The sequence below is a fragment of the Reyranella soli genome (assembly GCF_007992495.1).
GTDB classification, from domain to species: Bacteria; Pseudomonadota; Alphaproteobacteria; order Reyranellales; family Reyranellaceae; genus Reyranella; species Reyranella soli.
Genome location: NZ_BKAJ01000032.1, coordinates 205,014 through 221,630, shown reverse-complemented (window position 1 = coordinate 221,630; position 16,617 = coordinate 205,014). Strand labels below are relative to the sequence as shown.

The window sequence follows — 16,617 nt, the reverse complement described above, 5'->3', positions numbered from 1 at the left end:
AGTGGCGCGCCCCCAGCCCATCATGACGCCATCGCCGGCCGCTTCGCTCGCCACGGCATCGCCGTCTCGTAGGCGTGGGCAGCCCGGAACAGCGTCGGCTCGGTGAACGGCTTGCCGGCGAGCTGCATGGACACCGGCAGGCCGCCCTCGCCGAAGCCGGTGCAGATGCTGATGGCCGGAAAGCCGGTGACGTTGCACGGCATGGTGAAGGACGGCTTCTCGATGCCCGACCACTTGGGCACGTTGTCGATACGCGGCGCCTCGGCGGGCGCCGACGCCATGACGATGACGTCGAGGTCGGCCATCGCCTCGGCCATCTCGCGGCACAGCACGCGCCGGCGGCGCGTCGCCTGGACGATATCAGGCCCGGTCAGCATCGCAGCAAGAGCCACGCGATCGCGCAGCATCTCGCTGTAGTCGTTGAAGCGCTCGCGCAGCCAGGGACCGTGCAGGGCGAAGGCTTCTGTGATCATGATCAGCCAGCCGACCGCGAAGTACTCGACCATGGGCGACAGAGTGATGTCGCGGACCTCGGCCCCTTCCTTGCGGAAGAAATCCAAGGCCCCGTCGATGCCGGCGCGCGTGGCATCCGACGCGCGATTGTCGGTCTCGAAGAAGTGCCGGACCACGCCGATGCGCAGCCCCTTGGCGCCCTTGCCCAACTCGGCAGTGAAGTCCGGCACGGGGCGGTCGGCGCTGGCTGGGTCCTCGGCATCATGGCCGGCCATGCCCTGCAGCAGCAGCGCGCAGTCCTCTGCCGTCCAGGCCATCGGCCCGGCATGGTCGAGCGAATAGGCGAGCGGCAGGATGCCGACGCGGCTGCACAAACCATAGGTCGGCTTGATGCCGGCGATGCCGCAGAGCGCCGCCGGGCCGCGGATCGAACCGCCGGTGTCCGACCCCGTGCCGCCCATGATGAGTCCAGCCGCGACCGCCGCTCCGGTGCCCGAGGACGAGCCCGCGGTGAAATGCTCACGGTTCCAGGGATTGCGCGCCGGCGGCCAAGGCAGGTCGAACGACGGTCCGCCGAAGGCGAACTCGTGCGTGGAAAGCTTGCCCAGCATCACGGTGCCCGCCTCCACCCACTTGGCGACGGTGCGTGCGTCGCGCGTCGGCACGTTGTCCTTCAGGAGCTTGGAATGCGCCGTCGTGCGGATGCCTGCAGTGTTGTAGATGTCCTTGTGCGCGATCGGAATGCCGTCGAGCTTGCCGTGCAGCGACCCAGACATCTGCCGAGCTTCCGCCGACTTGGCGTCGGCCAGCGCCCGCTCCGCCGTCACCATCAGGAATGCATTGAGCTGCGGATCGAGGCGGCCGATGCGGTCGAGATGGGTCTTGGCCAGCTCTACCGGCGACAGCTTCTTCGCCGCAATCAGCTTGGCGGCCTCCGCAATAGTCAGGATCGACATCACTTCTGCTCCACGTCGAAGGTAAGAGCAGGTTCGGCCTCGCGCGGCAGCGGCGCGTTCACAAGCGCAATCAGGCGCTGGAAGATTGCGGCTCCGGGCAGGATTCCTTTCACCTGCTCCGGCGTCAGCGAGAGGCCGGCACGCTTCAGGATGGCATCGAGTTCGGCTTCGTCGATCGAGGGAGGCACGGGCATTCCTTTCATCTTCCGGAGGGTGCACGATAGCGCATGATCATCGATCGCATAGACCCTATCGCTCTGCGGATTCCGAAGACGACGGGCGGCGCCGACGCGCTGCATCTCGTCCTATGCAAGGTCACTGCCAAGTCTGGCCTGGTCGGCTACGGCGAATGCCTGTGCCTGCGGCCGGCCATGCAGCAGAGCCTGGTCTCGGCAATCACCGACGCCATCGCGCCGCTGTTCCTCGGCAAGTCTGTGGAGGACCGCGAGCGGCTGAACGTCGAAGCGCGGATTCGTTTCGCTTCGTTCGGCCGCTCGGGCACCAATCTCAATGCCCTTGCCGCGATCGACATGGCGCTCTGGGACATTGCCGGCAAGGCGGCCGGCCGTTCGCTGTCGGACTTGCTGGGTGGTGCCGAGCGAACGCGCGTGCCGGTGATGGCGAGCCTCGATCGCTACAACGACGCGGCCAAGGTCACGGCGCGTGTCGCCGACGCGCTGGCCGCCAAGGTCGCCGCCGTCAAGGTCCACGAGTTCGATCTCGACGTCATCGAAGCGGCACGGAAGGTCGTCGGCCCGAGCCTGCCTTTCGTCGCCGACTGCAACAACGCCCATGCCCTGGCCGATGTCGAAGCGCACCGCACACGCTGGCAGGCGCTCGACCTCTTGTGGCTGGAAGATCCGGTGTGGCCGCCTGAAGCCCTGCTCGGCTCACCGCAACTCCACGGCATCGTCGTTGGGCTGGGCGCCGACCTCGGATCGGCCGAACAGCTCGCGGTCTATGCCAGGCCACCGGTCGGCGTCCTGCAGCCCGACATCTGCATGATTGGCGGCGTGTCGGAGAATCGGCGCGCCGTGGAATTGCTCGGCCCGCGCGGCGTTTCGATCGCACCGCACACGCCGTTTATTGGGCCGGCCGGGCTCGCCACGCTGCACTTCCTGGCAACGATGAAGGAGTCTGCCTACTACGCCGTGATCGAGGCCCTGCCGCATATGGACATGTACGGCGACAGCGGGCTGACGCGCTGGCAGCCCGAGCTCAATGTCCCGACCGGACCCGGCCTCGGCTTCGATCCGGATCCGGCCTTCCTGGAGAAATATCGCCTGTAGTTGGGAGCGCGGGCCTCTGGCCCGCCTCTTGATCATGAGCGGACCGGAGGCCCGCGCTCCCGTTACGCCTTGACCTTGCGGCCCAGCATCGATTCGTAGACGCGCAGCACGGAGGTGCTGTCGTCGGGACCGAAGCCCATGCCCTTGGCCAGGCGCTGCAGGTTGTGCGTCGAGGCGCCCTGGTAGAGCGGCACGCCGAGCTCGTCACCCAGCTCGAGCGCGAGATGCAGGTCCTTGTAGGCGAGATCGAGGGCGAAGGACGGCGGCGAGTATTTGCCCGGCAATGCGCGCAGCGTGAAGTTCTTGATAGCGTTGGAGTTGCCGCTCGAGGTCGAGATCACGTGCAGCAGCTTGTCCGGATCGAGGCCGTAGCTGGTGCCCAGCATCATGCCTTCGACCAGGGCTGACATGTTGCAGAACGACAACATGTTGTTCACCAGCTTGGCCACCGTGCCGCTGCCCAGCCCACCCATGTGGATGACGTTGGCGCTGAACGACTGCAGCACGGGCAACGCGTCGTCGAACACCTTCTTGTCGCCGCCGACCATGATGGCGATGGTCGCGGCCTCGGCGCCGGTCGTGCCGCCGCTCACCGGCGCATCGAGCATGGCGATGCCCCGGGCCGCCATGGCGGCGCCAACCTTCTTCACCATCGACGGCGCGTTGGTGCTGAGGTCGATGTAGGTCTGGCCCTTGGTGATGTTCGCGAGGATACCGTTGTCGCCCAGGGTCACGGCCTCGACGTCCTTAGGCATGGGCAGCGAGGTCAGCACGAGGTCGGCGCCCTTGGTCACTTCCGCGATGGACTTGGCCGCCGTGCCGCCGAGATCGGTGCAGGCCTTCACCGCCGCGGCGTTCAGGTCGAACACCGTCACCTGGTGATTGCTGCGCTTGATGATGTTGCGGCACATGGGACCGCCCATGTTGCCAACGCCGATGAAACCGACTTTCACTGCTTCCTCCCTAATCTTCGCCGTCGTCTCGACCGAGGGCCGCGGGCCCGAGCGGAGAGACCTCCTGTCTACAATAAGCTGCCTGTCGTGGAGAGAAGGTCTCTCCGCTCCGCGCTTCGCGCTCCGGTCGAGACGACGAAGAGCCTTACTTCACCTTCAACACCAGCTTGCCCTTGAAGTGCCGCGCCGCGCTGACGCTGAGCGCGTCGCGCGCCCTGGCCAGCTCGTACAGCGTCACGTGCTGCGGCCGGACTACGCCCTTGCCATAGAGTTCGGCGATCCGCTCCATGTACTTGCGCTCGCGCGGCACCGCCGGCCTCAGCGCCGTCACGTCGCCGCGCTCAGGCTTGGGTGCCGTCGGGCCGGAGGCGATGAAGGTCGCGCGTCCGCCCGGCTTCAGCACGGCGAAGGAGCGTGTGGCGACGTCGCCGCCCACCGTCTCGAACACCGCGTCGCAATCCTTGACCTCCTTGGTGAAGTCGGTGGTGCTGTAGTCGATCACGTGATCGGCGCCCAGGCTGCGCACATAATCGACATTGCCCGTGCTGCAGGTGCTGATGACGCCCGCGCCGATATGCTTGGCGAGCTGGATGGCGAAGGCTGCGACGCCGCCCGCGCCGCCCTGGATCAGGATGGTCTCGCCAGCCTTGAGCTGCAGCGAGTTCTCGATCGCGCAGATCGCGGTCAAGCCGGTCAGCGCCATGGCCGCGGCATCGACGTGCGCCAGGTCGGCGGGCTTCTTGGCGACGACATTGGCGCCGACCGCGATCTTTTCGCAGTAGGTTCCGTCGCGGCCCGTCTCGAGCACGCCGAACACGTCGTCGCCGACCTTGAGGTCGGTGACGCCCTCGCCGACGGCGCTGACCTTGCCGGAGAAATCACGGCCCAGGATCAGTGGGAACTTGGTCTGCTTGTACTCGCCCAAGGCGACCTTCGGATCGGCGCCGTTGATGCTCGCCGCCACGGTGTCGACCACGACCTGACCCGGTCCCGCGACCGGATCGGGCAGATCGCCGTAGGTCAGGACCTCTGGTCCGCCGAATTTCTCGATGAAAGCTGCTTTCATGGGTTTCCTCTCACTCCGTGCCGCGCATGATGCGCCACGGAGTGGCGCGCTCCCAGCAAAGACTTAGCGCGCGCCGCGGACCAGCCGTCCCGGCAATGCAGCCGTCGCCTCGCCGTGCCGATAGACGACCTCGCCCGACACGATGGTGGCGTCGAAGCCGTCGGTGCGCTGGACCAGCCGCTTGCCGCCGGCCGGCAGGTCATAGACCACCTCGGGCGCGCGCAGGCACATGTTGTCGTAGTCCAGCACGTTGATGTCGGCCTTCATGCCGACTTTCAGCAGCCCGCGGTCGTTGAGCCCGATCGCCGCGGCATTGTCGTGGCTGAGCCGCTTGATGCCCCACGCCACCGGGAACAGCGACCCGCGCCCGCGATCACGCGTCCAATGGGTCAGCGTGTAGCTGGTCGCGGTGGCGTCGCACATGATGCCGACATGCGCCCCGCCGTCGCCCAGGCCGATCAGTGTGTTGGGCGCAGCGATCATCTCGCCGACGACGTCAAGGTTGCCCGCGGCGAAGTTCGTCACCGGCAGGTACAGCATCTCGCGGCCATCGCGCTCCAGCAGCAGGTCGTAGGCCACCTCCTCAGGCGTGCGCCCTTCCCGCGCGGCGCGGGCGGCGATGCTCTTGTCGGGCGTGGGCTCATAGTCCGGCGGATCGCCGAACGGGAACATGCGATCCCAGCGATCGACGCGGCGCTCTCGGCCGCCGCCCTCGAACGCCTCTCTCATAATGCGCGCCCGGAACTCCGGCTTGCGCAACTGGGCCAAGCGCTCGGCAAACGGCAGATGGGCGATCGCCTTGTAGGACGGCCGGCCCATGAACGGGTTCTGCGACAGCTCGAACCCCAAAAGCACGCTGGTCGGCCGCGAGCGCACTTGCGCTGTGATGCGGAAGCCCTCTGCGTTGGCCTCGTCGATCTCGGCCAGGAGCGTGCGCCAGTTGTCCGGCCGTACATGCGATTGCAGCATCGAGATGGTGACCGGCCGGCCGGACTCCTTTGCCAGCCTTCGGAACAGGCCGATCTCGCCCGCCTGGTCCTCGAAGTCCGACACGATCTGCAGCCAGCCGGCGCCGGCCTCGCGCATGGCGTGGGCGATCGCCGTCAGCTCGGCCTCCTCGGCGCGCAGGGTCGGGATGCTGCGGCCATCGGCGGCGCGATGGTTCAGCGTGCGCGACGTCGAGAAACCGAGCGCACCGGCACGCAAGCCTTGGGCCGCGAGCTCGGCCATGCGCCGGCGGTCGGCCTCGGTGGCGGGCTCGCGATTGGCGCCGCGCTCGCCCATCACGTAGACGCGGAGCGCGGCATGCGGCACCTGGGTCGCGACGTCGATGTCGTAGCGCCGGGCCGCGATGGCATCGAGATAGTCGGGGAAGCTATGCCAGTTCCACGGCAGGCCCGCGGTCATCACGACCTCGGGAATGTCCTCCACGCCTTCCATCAGGTTTATCAGCATGTCGTGCTGGTCTTCGTGGCAGGGCGCGAAGCCCACGCCGCAATTGCCCAGCAGGACGGTGGTGGCGCCGTTCCACGACGAGGGCGACAGCCGCTCGCTCCAGGTCACCTGCGCGTCGTAGTGCGTGTGCACATCGACGAAGCCCGGCGTCAGAAGCTTGCCGCGCGCATCGATCTCTTCACCGCCCTTGGGGATGGCGCCGCCGATCGCCGTGATCTTGCCGTCGGCGACGGCGAGATCGGCCTCATACGGATCGCCGCCCGAGCCATCGACGATGGTGCCATTGCGAATCACCAGGCTGGGTGCGGACATGAGAAAACTCCAATTGGGTGGCCGGCATCGTATCGGCAGAAAACTTGCCGGAACAACGTCGCCAGGGCATGGCTGCGTCGCGTCACCCCCAACGGGCGAAACACAGGCCGGTGCCCGTGCCAGCGGGCGTCCGGTAGCCCGGACAGTAGGTCACCCAGCGCAGATCGAGGTGTTCCAGCGCCCCGCCGGCGCAGATCCAGTTGCGGATCTCGGAGTTGCCCGAGTTGAGCCGCGCGCGCGGCAGGTCCTGGAGCGCACCGGCATCCTTTTCCTTCAGCGCCCGGACCACCTCGCGGTCGAGCTGCTCGTCGATGGTGAAGTGGCTCAAGCCCCCCGACGCCACGACGCCGACCCGCAGGTCCTCCGGATAGGTTTCGACGGCCTCGCGAATCGCCTGGCCGAGCCGGTAGCAGCGCTGCGGCGACGGCTGGTTGGGCGGGTAGTAGGTGTTGAGCACGATCGGCACCACCGGGATCGCCGCCGTCATGAGCGTGCGATGCACGAAACCGAAGGCGTGCCCCTCGCCTTCTCCCGCCGGCAGAGCATTGGCCGACGACACGTCGAACTCGCGATCGATCAAAGCACCGATCAGGTAATTGGCGAGCCCTGCATGGACGGGATAATGCCGCGTCTCGCTCTCCTCGTAGTAGCGCGCGGCGGCGCGCTGCATCCAGTTCGGCCGGCGTGCCCCGTCGACATGGGAGCCCGCGGTCGTCCGTCCCGTGCGGTTCGGCACGTTGGCGATCGTCTTGCCGCGATAGACCAACACGGCCGGCATGTTGTCGTCGTGATAGAGCTCCTTGTGATCGTCACCGACGACGATCAGCGCGTCGAGTCGGGCTTCGCCAAGCCCGTCGCGCAGCCTGCCGAGAGCGGCCATCGCCTCCCCGTGACGGCTGGCATGCTTGTCCGGCGTGATCTCCGACTGCAGCGACGCCGGCGCCTTCACCAGCAGCTCGTCGTAGGTCGCGGCCCGCCCGTCCGGATATTGGTGCGGACGGTGCCGGTCGACTTCCTCGAACAACGGCCATTCCTCGGCCGTCATGTTGAGCATCGGCGTGTGCGAGGTGCCGGCGCCGAAGACGATGCTGGCCATGCGCGTTCCTCCCGACCTTTCAGGTGCGCGGAAGCTGGTGCTTCAGCACCTTGCCGGTCGCATTATGCGGCAGCTCGCCGATGAAACGCACCTCCTTCGGCACCTTGTAGCGGGCGAGCTGGCTGCCGCAGTGCTCGATCACCGCGGCCTCATCGAGATTAGCGCCGTTCTTCAGCACCACGAAAGCGCGGCCGACCTCACCCCATTTCTCGTGCGGCACGCCGACCACGGCATTCTCCAGCACGCCGTCGAGCTGGTAGATCACGTTCTCGACCTCGACCGGATAGACGTTCTCGCCACCCGAGATGAACATGTCCTTCCAGCGGTCGACGATATAGTAGTAGCCGTCGTCGTCCTGGCGCGCGGCATCGCCGGTATGGAACCAGCCGTCCTGGGTGAAAGAGGTCTTGTTGGCCTCCGGCCGGTTCCAGTAGCCCGGCGTGACGGTCGGCCCCTTGATCATCAGCTCGCCGGTCTCGCCGCGTTTCACCTCGTTGCCGTCGGGGTCGCAGATCTTCAGCCGCACATAGAGCGGCGGCAGGCCTGACGAGCCGACCTTGCTCAACGCCATGTCGCCCGACAGCAGCAGGCCGATCGGCCCGGTCTCGGTCATGCCCCAGCACTGCTGCAGCTTGATGCCCTTGCGGCCGTACTCCTCGATCAGCGCCAGGGGTGCCGCCGCGCCGCCGATGCCGAGCGACACGATGTGCGAGAGATCGGCATCGGCGAAACCCGGCTCCTGCGCCAGCATCAGGAAGTTGGTCGGCACGCCCAGCGCATGGCTGAGGCCGAGCGCCTTATCGCTCAGCAGCCGCAGGAACCGGGCGGGGTCGAAGCTGCGCATGACGACGTTGCAGCCGCCGGTGTGGAAGGTCGGATTGGCGTAGACGTTCAGCCCGCCGGTATGGAAGGTCGGCAGGAACACCAGGTTCCGGCTTTGCGCCGTCAGTCCGACCATCACGGCAGACTGGATGGCGTTGAAGATGCACATCTGGTAGGTGATCTGCGCGCCCTTGGGCCGGCCGGTCGTGCCCGAGGTGTACATGATGGTCCAGATGTCGGCCAAATCGAGGGCGGGAAGCTCGCGCACCGGGGGATCGATCGTGCCGCGCGCGGCTGCCAGTCCCGCCTCGTAGGCGCTGGCCTTGCCGTTGGCGATATCGGCGGTGTGCGCCACGCCCGCAAGCTTCGCCACCTGCAAGGCCACATCGGCGAACTCCTGGCCATGGATCAGGACGACCGGCCCGGCGTCCTTGCAGATGAACTCGAGTTCGGGCGCGGCGAGGCGCCAGTTCAGCGGCAGGAAGATCGCTCCCAGCCGCCTGCAGGCGAACTGAAGCTCGAAGACGTCGGTGTCGTTCATGCTGAGCACGGCCACGCGGTCGCCCTGGCCGATCCCGAAGGCATGTGCGAGCCAGAGCGCACCGCGCGTGATGCGCTCATCGAACTGGGCGTAGGTGAAGCGCCGGCCGGACGCCAGGTCGTACGCCGCCTCCGACCGAGGTGCGAAGCGTGCGTGATAGGCGATCCAATCCTCTGCCGGAATACCCGACGTCATTCGTTTCCCCTGCAGCTTATGTGGATCGAGCTTCCGACCGGTGTCGGGTTTTGTCCATCGCCGCCGCGTTTGCCGCATTGCACATCAAAAGTTCGGATAGTCATAAGCGGACCAGTAAGAGTTGGTGCAGGCCAAATCCCTCCGCTATGCTCCCGCCCGCTATAAGCAAAAGGGAGGACTTCGCCATGGCGTTGAGTTCCCGTAAGTCTCGTCGAGACGTCCTTAAGCTTACCGCGTACAGCACTGCCGGCGCCCTGTTAGGCGCCCCCGCCGTCCGAGCCCAGACCAAGAGTCTGACGATGATGCACGAGAGTTCGTTCGTGCCGCCGTACGACGCTTTCTTCAAGAACAAGCTCGCGGCCGCCTATGAAAAAGAAAAAGGCATCAAGGTGAACTACGAGGTGGTGAGCGTCGGCAGCCTGCTGACCCGCGTCACCACCGCGGCCGAGAATGCCTCCGGCCCCGACATGACCGCGATCGGCTTCAACTGGGCCTTCCTGTTCGACGACAAGTTCGTCGATGTCAGCGACATCGCCGCCGAGATCGGCAAGGAAAGCGGCGGCTGGTACGAATCGGCCCAGGAATCGGTGGTGGTCAACGGCAAGTGGAAAGCCATCCCATTCGGCAATATCGGCCAGCTCATGAACTGGCGCACCGACTGGTTCAAGCAGGCCGGCTACGAGAAGTTCCCCGACACCTGGGACGAGCTCCTGGAGGCCGGCATCAAGCTCAAGAAGGCGGGCCATCCATTCGGCTTCGAGCTCGGCCACGGCTTCGGCGACAATCACGGCTGGCTTTATCCGCTGCTGTGGTCCTACGGCGCCCGCGAGGTCGAGGCCGATGGCAAGACCATCGTCATCGATTCCGACGAGACGGCGCGCGCGGTCGATTTCTGCCGCCGCTTCTACAAGGAGACCATGGTCGAGGACTGCCTCGGCTGGACCGACGTCAACAACAACAAGGCGTTCCTGTCGGAGCAGATCTCCTGCACCAACAACGCCGAATCGATCCTGTGGGCGGCCAAGAAGGACTTCCCCGACATGGCTAAGGTGATCGACCAGTCGGAGAACCCCAAGGGGCCGAAGGGTCGCTTCCACATGCTGAACCCGCTCTGCCACTCGATCTTCGCCCACACCAAGGACCAGAAGGCGGCGAAGGACTTTCTCCGCTGGCTGATGGCTCCGGCCCAGGCCGGCCCGTGGTACGACATCGCCGTCACCTACTACCAGCCGTTCCTGCACCACTACGACGAGGCGCCGATGTGGAAGGTCGAGCCGCGCAACCTGCCCTATCGAGATGCGCTTAAAACGGCGCATCTGCCGGGCTGGCCCGCGCCGCTCAGCCGGGCGCAGTCGGAGACGATCGCCAAGTTCGTGGTCATCGACATGTTCGCCAAGGCTTGCTCCGGCAAGTCGACCAAGGAGGTCATTGCTGACGCCCAGGCGCAGCTGAAGCAGATCTACCGGGCATCGTAGGCGGATGACGGCCGTCCTCGCGCCGGCGCTGACGCGCCGGCGCCCGCCCTTCTCGCTATCACGCTGGGTGGAGCGCGAAAGCGTCTTCAGCTGGCTGATGGTCGCCTTGCCGGTGGCGTTCCTGGTGGCGCTGGTCGGCTATCCATTCTTCTACGGCATCTGGATCAGCCTGCAGGACCGGCCGGTCGCCAAGCCCGGCGAGTTCGTCGGGCTGGCCAACTTCATCCGTGCCTGGCACGACCCGGTGTTCCGGCAGGTCGCGGTCAACACCATCTTCTATACCGCAGCCGCGACGCTCCTGAAGATGGTGGGCGGGCTCGGCCTCGCCCTGGTGATGAACCAGGACTTCCGCTTCAAGAACCTGACGCGCGCCTTGCTGCTGCTGCCCTTCATCGTGCCGACGGTGCTGTCGACCATCGCCTGGCAGTGGATCCTCGATCCCGCCTTCAGCGTGGTGAACTGGGTGCTGAAGGCTGCGGACATCGCCGATCCCGGCCCGAGCTGGCTCGGCAATCCGCACCTCGCGATGTTCTCATTGGTCATCGTCAATACCTGGCGCGGCCTGCCGTTCTACGCCATCACCCTGCTGGCCGGCCTGCAGACCATCCCGCCCGATCTCTACGAGGCCGCGACCATCGATGGCGCCGGCCGCTGGGGCCGCTTCCGCTACGTCACCCTGCCGCTCCTGATGCCGATCATCTTCATCGTCACCATGTTCTCGGTGATCTTCACCTTCGCCGACTTCCAGCTGATCTACGTGCTGACGCGCGGCGGTCCGGCCAACGCCACCCACGTCTTCGCCACCTACGCCTTCGACATCGCCATGGGCGCCGGCCAGTTCGGCCAAGGTGCCGCGATTGCCCTCTCCATGGTGCCGCCGCTCGCCCTGATCATCCTCGCCATGGCGATCTACATGCGCCCGAGCAAGTCATGAGCACCTTGCCGGACCGCGGACCTCCAGGTCCGCCTCATGTCATCCTGAGCGAAGGGAAGGATCTCATGCCGGTTGCAAGCGGCGATGAGGTCCTTCGCTTCGCTCAGGACGACAGATATGAAGCGGGCCTGGAGGCCCGCGGTCCGGCAAGAGGCGCCCCATGACTGTCGATCGGCGCGGCTGGCGGGTGCGGCTGCTGACGCTGTGGCTGCCGCTCGCCATCGCGTTGTTCTTCGCGCTGTTCCCGTTCTACTGGATGGCGATCACCTCGCTGAAGTCGAACCAGGAGCTCTACAGCCGCAAGGTCATGCCGCTGATCGTGCATAACCCGACCTTGAAGCACTATGTCGACCTGCTCACCGAGACGAGCTTCCTCGAATGGACCTGGAACACCTTCCTGGTGGCGGTGGTGTCGACGGCGATCTCCCTGATCCTGGGCGCCATGCTCGCCTATCCCCTGGCGCGCATGCGCTTTGCCGGTGCGGCCCTCGTCTCCTTCGCCGTCGCCGCGACCTACCTGGTGCCGCAGCCGCTGCTGTTCGTGCCGCTGGCCGACCTCATAAACCGCCTCGGCCTCGGCGACACGCTGACCTCGGTGATGCTCACCTACCCGACCCTGCTGATCCCGTTCTGCGCCTGGCTGCTGATGGGCTATTTCCGCACCGTCCCGGTCGAGCTCGAGGACGCCGCCCGCATCGACGGCGCGAGCCGCCTGCAGACCCTGGTCAAGATCGTGCTGCCTCTCTGCGGCCCGGGCTTCATCTCCGCCGGCATCTTCGCCTTCACCCTCGCCCAGAACGAATTCCTCTACGCCCTGATCTTCCTCACCAAGACCGAGGTCCGCACCGTGCCGGTCGGCGCCATCGCCGAGCTGGTGCGCGGCGACGTCTTCTACTGGGGCCAGCTCATGGCCGCCGCCCTGCTCGGTTCGATTCCGGTGGCGATCATCTACTCGTTCTTCGTCGAGCACTACGTTGCGGGATTGACGGCGGGCTCGGTCAAGGGCTGACTAGGCGTCCTCATCAAAGGGAGAGGATGCCAATGCCACACTCCCCATCGTCGCCTCGCCTCACCTTTGGCGCCGCGGCAATCATCGCGGCCGTCGTCGCCGGCAGCGCGGCCGCCTTCGCCTACACGGCAGGATGGCTCTCTCCGCAGCGGCTGACGCCGCCGAAACTGGTCGACGCCTTGGCCCCGCCGGGCGGTCCGGCGCTCGGCTACCGGCGCAATCACGCCAAGGGCATCTGCTTCACCGGCACGTTCGAGTCGAACGGCAAAGGCGCGGAGCTGTCGCAGGCGCAGGCCTTCAAGGCTGGCCAGTACCCTGTCCTGGGGCGTTTCAACCTCGGCACGCCAAATCCCCAAGCGCCCGACGGAACGGTGCGGGTGAGAGGCATGGGGCTTCAGATCGCCACCCCGAACGGCGAGGTCTGGCGTACGGCGATGATCAACGCGCCGGTCTTCCCGGTAGCGACGCCGGAGGCCTTCTACCAGTTGCTCCACGCGGCCGGCAGCAAAGACCCCGAGGCAATGAAATCATTCGTCGCGGCACATCCGGAGTTCGCGTCATTCGGAGCATGGGCCGGCGACGGCGCATGGACGGCGAGCTATGCCGAGGAACCCTACAACGGGTTGAACGCCTTCATCTTCATCGACCCGTCGGGCACCGAGCGTGCGGCGCGCTGGTCGCTCGTGCCGGCCGCACCCGCGGTGACCATCACGCAGGCCGAACTCGAGAAGCGCGGGCCCGATTATCTCGAGAAGGAAATTACGGAACGGGTGCGCCAGGCGCCCCAACGTTGGACGATGAACGTCGTTATCGCGAATCCCGGAGATGCCACCGCGGACCCGACCAAGGCCTGGCCGGCGGACCGGCGGAAGATCGAGGTTGGCACCCTCGTCGTGCAGAAGATCGAAGCGGAGGCCGACGGATCCTGCCGCGATGTCAACTTCGATCCCACGGTGCTGCCGCCCGGCATCCGGGTCTCGGACGACCCGTTCCCGGCCGCACGCTCGGCCGCCTACGCCAGGTCTTATGACCTGCGCACCGCGGAGAGCCGGTACTACCCGCGCACTCCGGCGAGCCCGAAGCCCTGAACCGAGGAGCGCGAGACATGACCAGCCCCGGCCCCCGATTCACCGCTCTTCAGCGACTCCTGCACTGGCTCATGGCGATCTGCATCATCTCCATGCTCTTCATCGGCGTGGGCATGGTCTCGACGGTGATGCCGAAATACGTTCCTCTGATTACGACCCACAAGACCCTGGGCATGGCGATCCTCGTGCTGGCCCTGCTGCGCCTGGGCGTGCGTTTCTACAGCGGTGCGCCAGCGCTGCCGGCCGACCTGCCGGAGCCGATGAAGCTCGCCGCCCGGCTGTCCCACTATCTGTTCTATGCCCTGATGATCGCCATGCCCTTGCTCGGGTGGGCAATGTTGTCCACGGCGGACTATCCGATCGTGCTGCTGGGCGGCGTGCGCCTCCCCGCCATCCTTCCCCGGAGCGATACGCTGCATACCCTGTTCTGGGCCGCGCACTTCTACCTGGCTTTCGCCTTCTTCGCGCTGATCCTGGTTCACATCGCCGCGGCGCTGTTCCATCTGCTCGTGCGGCGCGATGGCGTCTTCGAGGCCATGGCCCCGCTGAACCCGACGACGCCGCGAGATTGACGGCGGGCTCGGTCGAGGGCTGACTGCGCCCAACACCGAGGTGCCTCGCCCATGACAGAGATTCCCGCCGCCTACATGGATCTGCTGCTGGAGAAGAAGCCGCTCGCCCATCTGGCGACGGTGATGCCCGATGGTTCGCCGCAGAACACGCCGGTGTGGTTCGACTACGTCGACGGCAAGATCCGCGTGAACTCGGCGCTCGGCCGGACCAAGGTGCGCAACATGAAACTCGGCGCCAAGGTCGCTCTGTCGATTTCCGACCCGGGCAATCCGGACCGCTACGTCCAGCTGCGCGGCACCGTGACCCGCGTGCGCCAGGACGAGATTGCCGCCGCGCATATCGATCAGCTTGCGTACAAGTACATGGGGCTCGACAAGAATCCCTATGCCAATCCGGCCGACGTGCGCGTGATGTTCGAGATCTCCGTGTTCTCCGTCCAGGGCATGAGTTGATCCGACGCAAGGGCATCCTAACCGAGGGACGGCCTACCTAGTAGAACCCCTCACCTTGCCTTCACCGTTCGATGCACGGGCTGCCCTGGTGGCCTTACCTTCGACAGTGAGAAGCTTCTCCGGTATGTAGGCCCTCGAATCAACCAAGCCGATTACCCGCATTGTCGGATTTGAGTAACTACAGGGCCATGTCCCGAACCAAGCTGCCTTCTCCACGCGCTCCCGTGTTGTTCGATCGACATCGGCACCTTTTGCGCCTGCTTAAGGGTCTTGGAGGCCTAGCAACAAACCTCGACTTCCAGAAATTGCTGTTTTTGTACTGCCAAGAGCCAAGCACCAAGAACATCTATGAATTTGTCCCTTACAAGTTTGGAGCATTCTCCTTCACGTCCTATGCCGACCGCCGAAAACTGGTGAGTTATGACCTTCTCGCAAATGACGAACATCACTGGCGCCTTACCAACAAAGGAGAGACCTTCGTTGGTGGCATGCAAGACCTGCTAGTGGCCGCATTTGTCGCGCGAACGAATGCGCTTCGTGGAGATGCCCTAGTAGCGGAAACCTATCGACAGTTCCCATACTACGCGATCAAGAGTGAAATCGCGCAACGCGTGTTATGCGGTGACAAGGCAGCCCTGCGGAGCATTCGATCTTCGCGTCCCACCGGCCGGCATCCACGTATAACAACCATTGGCTATGAGGGGCGGACGCTTGAGTCTTATTTGAACGACCTCACAAGGTCAGGCGCCACCGTTCTCTGCGACGTTCGACGCAATCCTATCAGCCGAAAATACGGCTTTTCAAAAGCGACGTTAGAGACCGGGTGCGAACGAATGGGCATCCGATATGAGCACCTCCCAGAGTTGGGTATTTCGTCAGAGGAACGTCAGAACCTGAAAACCCAGCAGGACTATGACGCGCTTTTCGCTAACTACGAAAAAAACAGTCTCAGTCGGCAAGAGCATTCCCTCACAAAAATCTACCATTGGATGCAGGCAGGAGACCGGGTTGCCTTAACGTGCTATGAACGGGAGGCGCACCAGTGCCATCGGCATTGCGTAGCGGAGGCGATCGAGCGTCAGTTTGGTAAGGAGTTTGTTGCGAAGCATCTGTGAGGCGGAATGGACAAAGAGCGGGTCCTGATCACTGTCAAAACGTACCCAACACTCTCCAGGAAGTACGGTGAGACGGTTTGTACAGCCGGCGTCAGGCCGGATGGCACTTGGGTCCGCGTCTACCCTGTACCCTTTCGCCGACTGGACGAGCAGGAGCAATACAGGAAATACGACTGGCTAGAATGCCGCTGGATGCGCAACTCGTCGGATCCGCGACCAGAGACATTTCGACCAGTCGATGAAAGTGAACTTGAGCCTATGGGCCATATCGGTACCGACCGAAATTGGGAGGAGCGTCGCCGGATTCTTCTGAAGACAGCCAAGGTCTACGATCAACTTGATGAGCTTATTGCCAGGGCAAAAGCCAACCAAACCTCGTTGGCTGTGTTTAAACCGACGCGCGTTACCCACTTCACCTGGGAAGAAGACACTCGTGATTGGGATCCGGCAAAGGTACGCCAAATGCGCGAACTGACGAATCAATTTGAACTATTTTCCGATAATCGTTGGCGAGAGACCTTCCAAGTTATTCCCAAGTTGCCATTTAGCTTCTCTTATCGCTTCGAGGACGCGGCAGGTAAAAGCAGTGAACTACAAATACTAGATTGGGAAATAGGCGCGCTCTACTGGAACTGCCTACGACTTGCCGATGGCGACGAAGCGCTGGCACTCAAGAAAGTACATCAGAAGTATTGGACCGCCTTTCTGAAAACAGACTTGCATTTCTTTCTCGGTACAACCCAGCAATTTCACTTCGTGGCGCCAAATCCTTGGGTAATTATTGGAGTGCTACCAATTCCACACGAGCGCCAGCTAGCACTGCTCTGAAACAG

General features: G+C 64.7%; 16 protein-coding genes. 9 read left to right on the top strand and 7 right to left on the bottom strand.

The features are described from left to right. Nucleotides 1-20: 20 nt before the first annotated feature. Both RSO01_RS10475 and RSO01_RS10470 read right to left on the bottom strand, forming a co-directional pair. Nucleotides 21-1,409 (bottom strand): amidase, encoded by a 1,389-nt coding sequence (locus RSO01_RS10475; RefSeq protein ID WP_147148923.1) that lies wholly within the window; start codon nucleotides 1,407-1,409, stop codon nucleotides 21-23. After that, the gene (locus tag RSO01_RS10470) at nucleotides 1,409-1,603 is read right to left on the bottom strand and encodes a hypothetical protein (protein ID WP_147148921.1); all 195 of its coding nucleotides are present in this window, start codon (nucleotides 1,601-1,603) and stop codon (nucleotides 1,409-1,411) included. Before RSO01_RS10470 ends, RSO01_RS10475 begins: the two co-directional genes overlap by 1 nt. Before the next feature lie 33 nt (nucleotides 1,604-1,636). Here RSO01_RS10470 and RSO01_RS10465 point away from each other — a divergent pair, with 33 nt between their 5' ends. Beyond that, entirely contained in the window at nucleotides 1,637-2,698 is a 1,062-nt protein-coding gene (locus RSO01_RS10465) for an enolase C-terminal domain-like protein (protein WP_147148919.1), read from the top strand. A 62-nt stretch (nucleotides 2,699-2,760) separates the two neighbouring features. Here the strand turns inward: RSO01_RS10465 and RSO01_RS10460 are convergent, their stop codons facing one another. The 5 genes from RSO01_RS10460 to RSO01_RS10440 all read right to left on the bottom strand — a co-directional run bounded on the left by RSO01_RS10460 (nucleotide 2,761) and on the right by RSO01_RS10440 (nucleotide 9,138). After that, entirely contained in the window at nucleotides 2,761-3,651 is an 891-nt protein-coding gene (locus RSO01_RS10460; protein WP_147148918.1) for an NAD(P)-dependent oxidoreductase, read from the bottom strand. A 145-nt stretch (nucleotides 3,652-3,796) separates the two neighbouring features. After that, the gene (locus RSO01_RS10455; protein WP_147148916.1) at nucleotides 3,797-4,717 is read right to left on the bottom strand and encodes an NADP-dependent oxidoreductase; all 921 of its coding nucleotides are present in this window, start codon (nucleotides 4,715-4,717) and stop codon (nucleotides 3,797-3,799) included. 63 nt (nucleotides 4,718-4,780) lie between these two features. Then, on the bottom strand, nucleotides 4,781-6,484 hold the full coding sequence (locus tag RSO01_RS10450; protein ID WP_147148913.1) for an N-acyl-D-amino-acid deacylase family protein: 1,704 nt from the start codon (nucleotides 6,482-6,484) through the stop codon (nucleotides 4,781-4,783). Nucleotides 6,485-6,566: 82 nt separating this feature from the next. Next, nucleotides 6,567-7,580, bottom strand: a complete 1,014-nt coding sequence (locus RSO01_RS10445; RefSeq protein ID WP_218037301.1) for a DODA-type extradiol aromatic ring-opening family dioxygenase — start codon at nucleotides 7,578-7,580, stop codon at nucleotides 6,567-6,569. Between the two features lie 19 nt (nucleotides 7,581-7,599). Then, the gene (locus RSO01_RS10440; RefSeq protein WP_147148911.1) at nucleotides 7,600-9,138 is read right to left on the bottom strand and encodes an acyl-CoA synthetase; all 1,539 of its coding nucleotides are present in this window, start codon (nucleotides 9,136-9,138) and stop codon (nucleotides 7,600-7,602) included. A 299-nt stretch (nucleotides 9,139-9,437) separates the two neighbouring features. Here RSO01_RS10440 and RSO01_RS10435 point away from each other — a divergent pair, with 299 nt between their 5' ends. The 8 genes from RSO01_RS10435 (at nucleotide 9,438) to RSO01_RS10400 (ending at nucleotide 16,612) form a co-directional block, all read left to right on the top strand. Further along, the gene (locus RSO01_RS10435; protein ID WP_170302971.1) at nucleotides 9,438-10,613 is read left to right on the top strand and encodes an ABC transporter substrate-binding protein; all 1,176 of its coding nucleotides are present in this window, start codon (nucleotides 9,438-9,440) and stop codon (nucleotides 10,611-10,613) included. A gap of 4 nt (nucleotides 10,614-10,617) precedes the next feature. Then, nucleotides 10,618-11,547 carry a carbohydrate ABC transporter permease gene (locus RSO01_RS10430; RefSeq protein ID WP_147148906.1) on the top strand — a complete coding sequence of 310 codons (930 nt, stop codon included), beginning with the start codon at nucleotides 10,618-10,620 and terminating at the stop codon, nucleotides 11,545-11,547. Nucleotides 11,548-11,707: 160 nt separating this feature from the next. Continuing rightward, on the top strand, nucleotides 11,708-12,556 hold the full coding sequence (locus RSO01_RS10425) for a carbohydrate ABC transporter permease (protein WP_147148905.1): 849 nt from the start codon (nucleotides 11,708-11,710) through the stop codon (nucleotides 12,554-12,556). 26 nt (nucleotides 12,557-12,582) lie between these two features. Then, nucleotides 12,583-13,644, top strand: a complete 1,062-nt coding sequence (locus RSO01_RS10420; protein WP_147148903.1) for a catalase family peroxidase — start codon at nucleotides 12,583-12,585, stop codon at nucleotides 13,642-13,644. A gap of 17 nt (nucleotides 13,645-13,661) precedes the next feature. Then, nucleotides 13,662-14,216 (top strand): cytochrome b, encoded by a 555-nt coding sequence (locus RSO01_RS10415; RefSeq protein WP_147148901.1) that lies wholly within the window; start codon nucleotides 13,662-13,664, stop codon nucleotides 14,214-14,216. Between the two features lie 51 nt (nucleotides 14,217-14,267). Continuing rightward, nucleotides 14,268-14,669 (top strand): PPOX class F420-dependent oxidoreductase, encoded by a 402-nt coding sequence (locus RSO01_RS10410; protein WP_147148899.1) that lies wholly within the window; start codon nucleotides 14,268-14,270, stop codon nucleotides 14,667-14,669. Between the two features lie 188 nt (nucleotides 14,670-14,857). Further along, the gene (locus RSO01_RS10405; protein WP_147148898.1) at nucleotides 14,858-15,784 is read left to right on the top strand and encodes a DUF488 domain-containing protein; all 927 of its coding nucleotides are present in this window, start codon (nucleotides 14,858-14,860) and stop codon (nucleotides 15,782-15,784) included. A 6-nt stretch (nucleotides 15,785-15,790) separates the two neighbouring features. Beyond that, the gene (locus RSO01_RS10400) at nucleotides 15,791-16,612 is read left to right on the top strand and encodes a DUF8758 domain-containing protein (protein ID WP_147148896.1); all 822 of its coding nucleotides are present in this window, start codon (nucleotides 15,791-15,793) and stop codon (nucleotides 16,610-16,612) included. Nucleotides 16,613-16,617: the final 5 nt, after the last annotated feature.

What these genes read in the sequence shown, in the direction of transcription:
- RSO01_RS10475 (WP_147148923.1), bottom strand. Translation starts at nt 1,409, where the DNA reads ATGTCGATCCTGACTATTGCGGAGGCCGCCAAGCTGATTGCGGCGAAG.
- RSO01_RS10470 (WP_147148921.1), bottom strand. Translation starts at nt 1,603, where the DNA reads ATGCCCGTGCCTCCCTCGATCGACGAAGCCGAACTCGATGCCATCCTG.
- RSO01_RS10465 (WP_147148919.1), top strand. Translation starts at nt 1,637, where the DNA reads ATGATCATCGATCGCATAGACCCTATCGCTCTGCGGATTCCGAAGACG.
- RSO01_RS10455 (WP_147148916.1), bottom strand. Translation starts at nt 4,717, where the DNA reads ATGAAAGCAGCTTTCATCGAGAAATTCGGCGGACCAGAGGTCCTGACC.
- RSO01_RS10450 (WP_147148913.1), bottom strand. Translation starts at nt 6,484, where the DNA reads ATGTCCGCACCCAGCCTGGTGATTCGCAATGGCACCATCGTCGATGGC.
- RSO01_RS10445 (WP_218037301.1), bottom strand. Translation starts at nt 7,580, where the DNA reads ATGGCCAGCATCGTCTTCGGCGCCGGCACCTCGCACACGCCGATGCTC.
- RSO01_RS10440 (WP_147148911.1), bottom strand. Translation starts at nt 9,138, where the DNA reads ATGACGTCGGGTATTCCGGCAGAGGATTGGATCGCCTATCACGCACGC.
- RSO01_RS10435 (WP_170302971.1), top strand. Translation starts at nt 9,438, where the DNA reads ATGATGCACGAGAGTTCGTTCGTGCCGCCGTACGACGCTTTCTTCAAG.
- RSO01_RS10430 (WP_147148906.1), top strand. Translation starts at nt 10,618, where the DNA reads ATGACGGCCGTCCTCGCGCCGGCGCTGACGCGCCGGCGCCCGCCCTTC.
- RSO01_RS10425 (WP_147148905.1), top strand. Translation starts at nt 11,708, where the DNA reads ATGACTGTCGATCGGCGCGGCTGGCGGGTGCGGCTGCTGACGCTGTGG.
- RSO01_RS10420 (WP_147148903.1), top strand. Translation starts at nt 12,583, where the DNA reads ATGCCAATGCCACACTCCCCATCGTCGCCTCGCCTCACCTTTGGCGCC.
- RSO01_RS10415 (WP_147148901.1), top strand. Translation starts at nt 13,662, where the DNA reads ATGACCAGCCCCGGCCCCCGATTCACCGCTCTTCAGCGACTCCTGCAC.
- RSO01_RS10410 (WP_147148899.1), top strand. Translation starts at nt 14,268, where the DNA reads ATGACAGAGATTCCCGCCGCCTACATGGATCTGCTGCTGGAGAAGAAG.
- RSO01_RS10405 (WP_147148898.1), top strand. Translation starts at nt 14,858, where the DNA reads ATGTCCCGAACCAAGCTGCCTTCTCCACGCGCTCCCGTGTTGTTCGAT.
- RSO01_RS10400 (WP_147148896.1), top strand. Translation starts at nt 15,791, where the DNA reads ATGGACAAAGAGCGGGTCCTGATCACTGTCAAAACGTACCCAACACTC.